We start from the raw sequence: 7,259 nt of genomic DNA on the forward strand, positions 1-7,259 counted from the left end.
AATCCGCATGTCCAATCTGATCGAATCCATCCTGCGCGCCGAGGACGGCGACGACACGCCACGCATGCTCGCGCTGTGCGAGCAAGGGCTGCGCGAGCAGCCGAATACCGCCGTCATGTGGGCGTTGCGCGCCCGCTGCCATGCCAGGCGCGGGGCCGCGGCCGCGCGCGACGCCGACCTGGCGCGGGCGCTGGCGCTCGATCCCCATTGCCCGGATGCCATCGCGGTGCAGGTCACTGCACGCTATGACGAGGGCGACCCGCAAGCGGCCTGGCGCCTGCTGCGCGACGCCAGCCAGCGCACTTCCGGACATTTCGGGCTGCTGCTGGCCGAAGCCTACCTGCTGATCAACGACCGCCGCCTGCAGGATGCCATCGACTGCTGGACCCGCGCGATCCAGCGGCGCCCGCAGGCCGGCGCGCCGCATTGCTACATCGCGTCCAACCTGGCCAATGCCGGACGCCACGGCGAAGCCGTGCCCTACTTCGAACGCGCGGTCGCGCTTGCCCCTGGCAACGGCCGCTTCATGTACGACGCCGGCAACACCTATCGCAGCCTCGGCGACCTGCACAAGGCCATCGCCATGTTCGACCGGGCCCGCGCGATCCTGGGCGAGGAAAACGCCATCCAGCACAACCGCGCCTCATGCCTGCAGGCGCTGGGCCGCGATGCCGATGCGGTGGAAGAGTGGACCAGCCTGCTGCGCCGCGAACCCGACTGGGACTGGCCGCTGGAAGGCAAGGCCCGCTCGCTGCACCGCCTGGGCCGGGCCGGCGAGGCCGCCCCGCTGTGGCAAAAGCTGGATGCGCTGTCTGACAATGGCTGGGAGGGCCGCAAGGAACAGGCCCGCGAGTATGTGCGCAGCCGCCACCCCGAGCTGGCGCAGGAGGCCCTGCGCGGCCTGGATCCGATGACCAGCGGCGATGCCCAATTGCTGTTCGTGGCCGGCAACGCGCAGCGCGACCAGGGCGAGTGGGAGCAGGCCCTGGCGTACTACCTGCGCGGCTACGAACTGGCGCCGGACAGCGACTTCCTGCCCGGCAACGCCGCCGACATGCTCGCTCGCCTGGACCGCTACGACGAAGCCTTGCCCCTGTCCGAAGTGGCGATCTCGCTGGACCCCGAGTGGCTCAAGTGGCGTCGCGTGCGCATCGACGCCTTGACCCGTCTGGGCCGCGGCGCGGAGGCGGTGGCCGATGCCGAACGCGCGCTGCAACGCTGGCCCGACAACAGCATGCTGCAGGCCGACGCCGTCAACGCCCTGATTGCCGCGGGCCGCCACGACGACGCCCTGGCGGCCTGCGACCGCCTGATCGCGATGGACCCGGAGTTCCGCAGCTGGGCCCTGTTCTCGCGCGGCGAGATCTACGGCGCCATGAAACGCCACGCGGAATCCGCTTCGGCATTCCGCCAGGCGGCCGCGGCCTACCAACAGAACGGCAAACCCCAATACCAGGAACTGTCGCTGGACAACGCCCTGGCGGCCGAACGGGCGGCCAGCGCGCCACGCGGCCTGCTGGGGCGGTTGTTCGGCCGCAAGTAGCCATCGCGGACGGCATGCCGCGCCGGATTCGGCGCCGGCGGGAATACCCAGGCCGACGCCATGGCGGCACTCACTCGGGCAGCGCCGGCGCGGTCACCCAGCCAAACCCCTGCAACAAGCCCAACAGGCAACGGCGCGCCACCGCCACCGCCTCATCGCGCAGCGCATCGGCGCGCCAGCCCATTTCGATGGCGTAGCCCGGCATGGCGATCGGGCACGGCAGCAGCCGCAGGCCCGCGACCTCGGCCAGCCCGCGCGCCGCATGCGCCGGCAGGGTGGCCAGCGCCTCTCCGCCGCGCAGCAGGAACGCCAGCGCCGAGAAATGCGTGGTCGCCGCCAGCACCCGCCGGTTCAGGCCCAGGTCGTGCAGCACTTCATCGACCACGCCGATAAAGCCGCCCGACGACACCAGCACGTGCGCACGCCGGGTGAAATCCTCCACTGACAACGCGTCCTGGCCCGGCGCCAGGCTGGCCGGGTCAACCAGGCAGGCATAGCCGCCCTGCCCCACGGTCACGCGCTGCAAGGTCGGCGCGGTCAGGCCGCCGGATGCGATCACCAGGTCGACCTCGCGCGCCATCAGCATGTCGGCCACCAGGCGGCTGTGGGTCTGGCGGAAGATCAATCTCAGTCCCGGCGCCGCCACGGCCAGCGCCGCGATCGCCTCGCGTCCCAGCGCGATCTCGAAGTCATCGGACAACCCCAGCGTGACCGAGCGCCCGCCGAACCCCGCCGCGCCCGGCCGCGCCAGCGACAGGCTCTGCCGGCACTTGTCCAGCGCCTCGCCGATGATCGGCCGCAGTTCGCGCGCCCGCAGGCTGGGCGACAGGCCACGCCCGGTGCGCACGAACAGCGGGTCGGCATAGAGCACGCGCAGCCGCGCCAGCGCCGCGCTGACCGCCGACTGGGTCACGCCCAGGCGCAGCGCGGCGCGGCCCGCGCCGCCCTCGTCGTAGATCGCCTCGAACACCTTGAGCAGGTTCAGGTCGGTCGACTCGATATCGATCTGGTTCATATCATTTATCGCCAGGCAGGATTGATTGATTTTAGGCCGCCCCCGACACTAGGACGCATCGACTCCCCTCCCCCGTGAAAAAGGAACCCCCATGACCGCCACCACCGTCGCCGCGCTGCAGATCGGCGCCTCGCCCGAAGGCAAGGACGCCACCCTGGAACGGATCCTGGCCTTCGAGGCCGAGATCAGCGCCTCGGGCGCCGCGCTGGTGGTCATGCCCGAGGCCCTGCTGGGCGGCTACCCCAAGGGCGAGATCTTCGGCACCCGCCTGGGCTACCGCCTGCCCGAAGGCCGCGACGCCTACGCCCGCTATTACCAGAACGCCATCGACGTGCCCGGCCCCGAGACCGACGCGCTGGCCGCGCTGTCGCAACGCACCGGCGCCAGCCTGGTGATCGGCGTGATCGAACGGGCCGGCAGCACGTTGTACTGCACCGCGCTGTACTTCGATCCCGCCACCGGCCTGGCCGCGAAACACCGCAAGCTGATGCCCACCGGCACCGAACGGCTGATCTGGGGCCAGGGCGACGGCTCCACCCTGCCCGTGCTGGAGACGGCCGCGGGCCGCATCGGCGGCGCCATCTGCTGGGAAAACCACATGCCGCTGCTGCGCACCGCCATGTACGCCAAGGGCGTGCAGATCTGGTGCGCGCCCACCGTCGACGAACGCGACATCTGGCAATGCTCGATGCGCCACATCGCCCACGAAGGCCGCTGCTTCGTCATCAGCGCCTGCCAGGTGCAGCCCTCGCCCGCCGAGCTGGGCCTGGACGTGCCCGGCTGGGATCCGCAACGCCCGCTCATCAACGGCGGCTCGCTCATCGTCGGCCCGCTGGGCGACGTCCTGGCAGGCCCGCTGCACGGCCAGACCGGCCTGCTCACGGCGAGCATCGATGTCGACGAGCTGGTGCGCGCGCGCTACGACTTCGACGTGGTCGGCCACTACGCGCGGCCCGACGTCTTCACCCTGGAGGTGGACGAACGCGCCCGGCAGACGGTGCGTTTCATCGGCTGAGTTTTCCACAGGGGCGGTCTTGCATGACGGGCCGCCCGCCCGCGAGTGGTATAGTCACGCCCGCCGGATACCGCAGCGCGCTCGCGCGGCACACCAGGTATCCCATTGCGGTTTCCTGTCGGAACCCCAATGCCCGAGTGGTGAAATTGGTAGACACAAGGGACTTGAATCCATTTGAGCCCTCCGGAGGAAACTCCAGAGGTGTAGCCCGTCAAACTCGGCGAATGCCCTGGACTTGTTCCGAGCCAACGCCGAGCCAAGCCCGGATCGAAAGAACCGGGAAGGTGTAGAGAGCAGACGGCGGGCACCTAAGGCCGCAAGGCTATGGTGAAGGCGTGCTCCAGACCACGAACGGCGCTCCGCGCGCCGGCGGCGAAAGCCGAAGTGGTACGAAAATCCCTCGGCCGCAAGGCCGTACCGGTTCGATTCCGGTCTCGGGCACCACCCCATCCCACCACATCGCGCCGCATTACGCCACGCAACGCCACCTTCATAGACGATTCTGGGTGCCGACCAGAACTCGTTACGCCACACCAAACCACACTAAACCACAATTTTTGCTAATCTCGTACGCCATTCCTACGCCCGAGATTACGCCATGCCCACATTCCGAAAGCGCGGCACGTCCTGGCGGGCCGAAGTCGCCCGCAATGGACACCGTGAAAGCGCCACCTTCGCCACCAAGCGCGAGGCCATGGACTGGGCCAACCGCCGCGAACTGGAACTGGCGAATGCTCGCGCCGGCAAGGTGACACGCTGGACCCTGGCCGACGTCATGCAGCGGTATGCCGACGAGGTCAGCCCGGAGAAGGCGGGCGCCAGGTGGGAAAAGGCCAGAATCGCCTCCATCAAGAAGGACAAGGTGGCCAAGCTGGTGATGCAGGATATCGGCCCGGCCGAGCTGGCGGACTGGCGCGATCGGCGCCTGGCCGAGGTTCAAGGCGCCACGGTCCTGCGCGAGATCGGCCTGTTGCGTGCCATCTGGACCCGGGCCAAGCTGGGGGAGTGGCGGTACGTGGATCACGACCCCTGGCCCGACGTCATCAAACCGAAGGACAACCCAGCGCGCAAGATCATCTTCACCGACAAGCAGATCGAGGATATCGTTTCCGCACTGGGCTATGCAGACGGCGCGCCCAAGGACAAGCGCGAGCAGACCGCGGTGGCGTTCCTGCTGGCCCTGGAAACGGCCATGCGCTCGGGGGAAATATTGACGCTGGAGTGGAAGCACGTGCACCTGGAACGGCGCATGCTGCACCTGCCCAGATCCAAAAATGGAGACGCCCGCGATGTGCCGCTATCCCGGCGCGCCGTCGCGCTGCTTGAGGCGATGAAGGGAATACACCCGGAACAGGTGTTCACGGTGAACGCCGGCCTGCGTGACGCCTATTTCCGGCAGGGAAAGACGCTGGCCAAGGTCGACGGGCCCACGTTCCACGACGCCCGCGCCACCGCGATCACGCGCCTGTCCAAGAAGCTGGAACTGCTGGAGCTGGCCAAGATGGTCGGGCACCGGGATCCGCGCAGTCTACTCATTTACTATAGGGCGTCCGCCACGGACATCGCCAACAAACTGGACTGACCATGGACGACAACGGAATCCTGGAGCAGGTGCCCGGCCAGTATGTGGCCCAGGCCGCCCTCACCCTACCGCCAGCGGCCACCGCCGAGGACCGCGACTACCCGGTCGAGATCGAAGCAGGCCACGCCGGCCTGGTGCGCATCACCTTCCGGCGCCAGAAGGCCCGGCGCGCCAAGCATATGCATTGGTTCTGGTCGGCCAAGCGGGCAGACGCGGCTTAGGGCTTCGGCCACGCCTCGACCACGGCCCGGTGCCGCGCCGCGCATTGGCCGTACTGCACTGCCAGCGCCATGTAGCTGCGCGCGAAGTCGTCCCAGCTATCGCTGGTCACCTCGGGCACCGGCGGGCACGGCTGGGCCAGGTTGGCCGGCAGTATTGGCCAGGCGGCCGGCTTCGTTGATGTGCTGCAGCCGGCCAGCGTCAATACGACAGCCAACAGGCAAAGGGCTCTGGACTTCGACACGGGTGTACCTCTCGATGACCTTGGGCTCGGCGGCGCGCAGCTCCGCCACGCTCGCCTCGAAGGTGGTGGCGATGCCGGCCAGCCGGCCGGTCTGGGTCTTGAACTCGTTCAGCTCGGCCAGGGTGTGATCGGCGTTGGCCTTGGCCACGCCGGCGTTGAATCGGCTGGATCCGTACAGCACGACGCCGGCGCCCAGCACCATCACCACCGCCGCGCCGCCGACCCAGGGCAGCGCCATCTTCCAGAACGGGTTCACGGCTGCACCTGCGTGGCGGCCTGGCGGTAGAGATCCGGCCAGGTGTGCGGGTGCGGCTTGCCCGGCCGCCAGGTGCGCAGGTACAGCGCCCAGGCCGCGTCAGCATCGCCGATAGCCGGCAGCGCCTTCGGGTTCGTCCAGAGCAGCAGCCGCGCCACGCCGGCGGCCAGCACGTCGTCATACTCCAGCGCGGCATAGATCGCGTCCGGATCACAAGCCACGCTGCGAGCCTTGCACAAGGCCGCCAAATGGCCCTTGCTCGCCGCGTGCAGGGACACGCCCCACACCCCGCCGCGGCTGGCGCGCGTCCCCTTCTCGAATTGCCAGAAGCCGCGGGCGGGTCCGCTGATCTGGCGCCTGTGCACGAAGCGGCTTTCCTGCAGGCCAATAGCCAGCAGCATGACGCGCGCGTCCGGCGTGTCCATACGCGCCGGCAGCAGCGCCAGTGCCGGAGTGATCGCTGTATCGTTGATCGTTTGAAGATTCATGATCAGCCCTCCCCACCCGACCGCAGCCCCAGCAACTTGGCCCGCGCTTCGGCCAGCCATTCCAAAAGCCCCTTTTGGCGCATGCTCGCCATCCACCGCATGTACGCGCCCAATACCCACCACGCTGGTAGACCTGCGAGCAGCATGCTCGGCCCCAGGACGTAGAACTTCGCCAGCAGCGCGTCGTCGGATCCGGCGCCATGGTGGGCCAACCAAGTCATGGCATCCATCAGGCCAGGCTTCCACGCGATGACTGCGCCGGCCAGGGCCGGCCCAAACATGAAGGAACACGCGACCGTGCAAACGGTGCGAACGGTGAACTCCCGCGCGGTGCGGGGCGGCATGATCAGCAGCCCGAGCATTGCGGTCACCGCGGCGGGAATGCCGTAAGCCATTGCGACCTTCAAGGCCGCCAAGCCACCCAAACCGGTGGAACTCGGTTCCATTCGAATACTCCCTTGATGGGTTCGCATTGCTGCCTCCCGTTGTGTGGACGAAAAAAAACCCGCCGAAGCGGGCATCTATTTGCAAATCAAACCGATCAGAGAGAGACCGGCGGCCGAGGCTCTGCCATGAGGATGACGCCATTGGGCGTGACCCCCGCAATCTCGCCGCCACTCTCGCCCCACGCCTCGTATTCGCCTGGCGCCAGCTTCACAGCGTCGGATGGCATGCCGCCCTGGCCGTGCACCTCCAGTGAATAGAACCCCTTCTTTTCCTCGCTGTAGTACATATCCATCTTCTTCCCCTATCGCCCTATAACTCGATACCTGACCACGACATTCCACGGCGTCGACGTGGACGAATTCCCACGCCGAAGCGTCACCCCGGTGGTGGTCAATGTGTCCGTCATCACGGAGCAGCTAACCTGTGTCGGAGCAGGCGTTTCCACGGATA

The 7,259-nt window shown here is 68.0% G+C and carries 9 protein-coding genes; 4 read left to right on the forward strand and 5 right to left on the reverse strand.

From position 1 onward, the window contains the following. Positions 1 to 7 precede the first annotated feature (7 nt). Entirely contained in the window at positions 8 to 1,543 is a 1,536-nt protein-coding gene (locus tag AOZ53_RS22830) for a tetratricopeptide repeat protein (protein ID WP_054477526.1), read from the forward strand. A 70-nt stretch (positions 1,544 to 1,613) separates the two neighbouring features. On the opposite strand, the gene AOZ53_RS22835 is transcribed toward AOZ53_RS22830, so the two are convergent. Continuing rightward, a complete protein-coding gene (locus tag AOZ53_RS22835; RefSeq protein ID WP_054433447.1) occupies positions 1,614 to 2,558 on the reverse strand; it encodes a LysR substrate-binding domain-containing protein in 945 nt (314 codons plus the stop codon). A 91-nt stretch (positions 2,559 to 2,649) separates the two neighbouring features. Here AOZ53_RS22835 and AOZ53_RS22840 point away from each other — a divergent pair, with 91 nt between their 5' ends. The 3 genes from AOZ53_RS22840 to AOZ53_RS22850 all read left to right on the forward strand — a co-directional run bounded on the left by AOZ53_RS22840 (position 2,650) and on the right by AOZ53_RS22850 (position 5,376). Beyond that, a complete protein-coding gene (locus AOZ53_RS22840; protein WP_054489500.1) occupies positions 2,650 to 3,573 on the forward strand; it encodes a carbon-nitrogen hydrolase family protein in 924 nt (307 codons plus the stop codon). A gap of 694 nt (positions 3,574 to 4,267) precedes the next feature. Continuing rightward, on the forward strand, positions 4,268 to 5,155 hold the full coding sequence (locus tag AOZ53_RS22845; RefSeq protein WP_231689972.1) for a tyrosine-type recombinase/integrase: 888 nt from the start codon (positions 4,268 to 4,270) through the stop codon (positions 5,153 to 5,155). A 2-nt stretch (positions 5,156 to 5,157) separates the two neighbouring features. After that, on the forward strand, positions 5,158 to 5,376 hold the full coding sequence (locus AOZ53_RS22850; protein ID WP_054461161.1) for a hypothetical protein: 219 nt from the start codon (positions 5,158 to 5,160) through the stop codon (positions 5,374 to 5,376). A gap of 96 nt (positions 5,377 to 5,472) precedes the next feature. On the opposite strand, the gene AOZ53_RS22855 is transcribed toward AOZ53_RS22850, so the two are convergent. The 4 genes from AOZ53_RS22855 to AOZ53_RS22870 form a co-directional block, all read right to left on the reverse strand. Then, positions 5,473 to 5,874 carry a hypothetical protein gene (locus tag AOZ53_RS22855; protein WP_054461163.1) on the reverse strand — a complete coding sequence of 134 codons (402 nt, stop codon included), beginning with the start codon at positions 5,872 to 5,874 and terminating at the stop codon, positions 5,473 to 5,475. After that, positions 5,871 to 6,362 carry a hypothetical protein gene (locus AOZ53_RS22860; RefSeq protein WP_054461167.1) on the reverse strand — a complete coding sequence of 164 codons (492 nt, stop codon included), beginning with the start codon at positions 6,360 to 6,362 and terminating at the stop codon, positions 5,871 to 5,873. Before AOZ53_RS22860 ends, AOZ53_RS22855 begins: the two co-directional genes overlap by 4 nt. 2 nt (positions 6,363 to 6,364) lie before the next feature. Continuing rightward, positions 6,365 to 6,808: a hypothetical protein gene (locus AOZ53_RS22865; RefSeq protein ID WP_054461169.1), complete on the reverse strand. Its 444-nt coding sequence runs from the start codon at positions 6,806 to 6,808 to the stop codon at positions 6,365 to 6,367. 95 nt (positions 6,809 to 6,903) lie between these two features. Next, the gene (locus AOZ53_RS22870) at positions 6,904 to 7,101 is read right to left on the reverse strand and encodes a hypothetical protein (protein ID WP_054461173.1); all 198 of its coding nucleotides are present in this window, start codon (positions 7,099 to 7,101) and stop codon (positions 6,904 to 6,906) included. Between the last annotated feature and the right edge of the window lie 158 nt (positions 7,102 to 7,259).

This window comes from Achromobacter sp. 2789STDY5608621, assembly GCF_001299375.1.
Classification (GTDB): Bacteria; Pseudomonadota; Gammaproteobacteria; order Burkholderiales; family Burkholderiaceae_B; genus Achromobacter; species Achromobacter insuavis.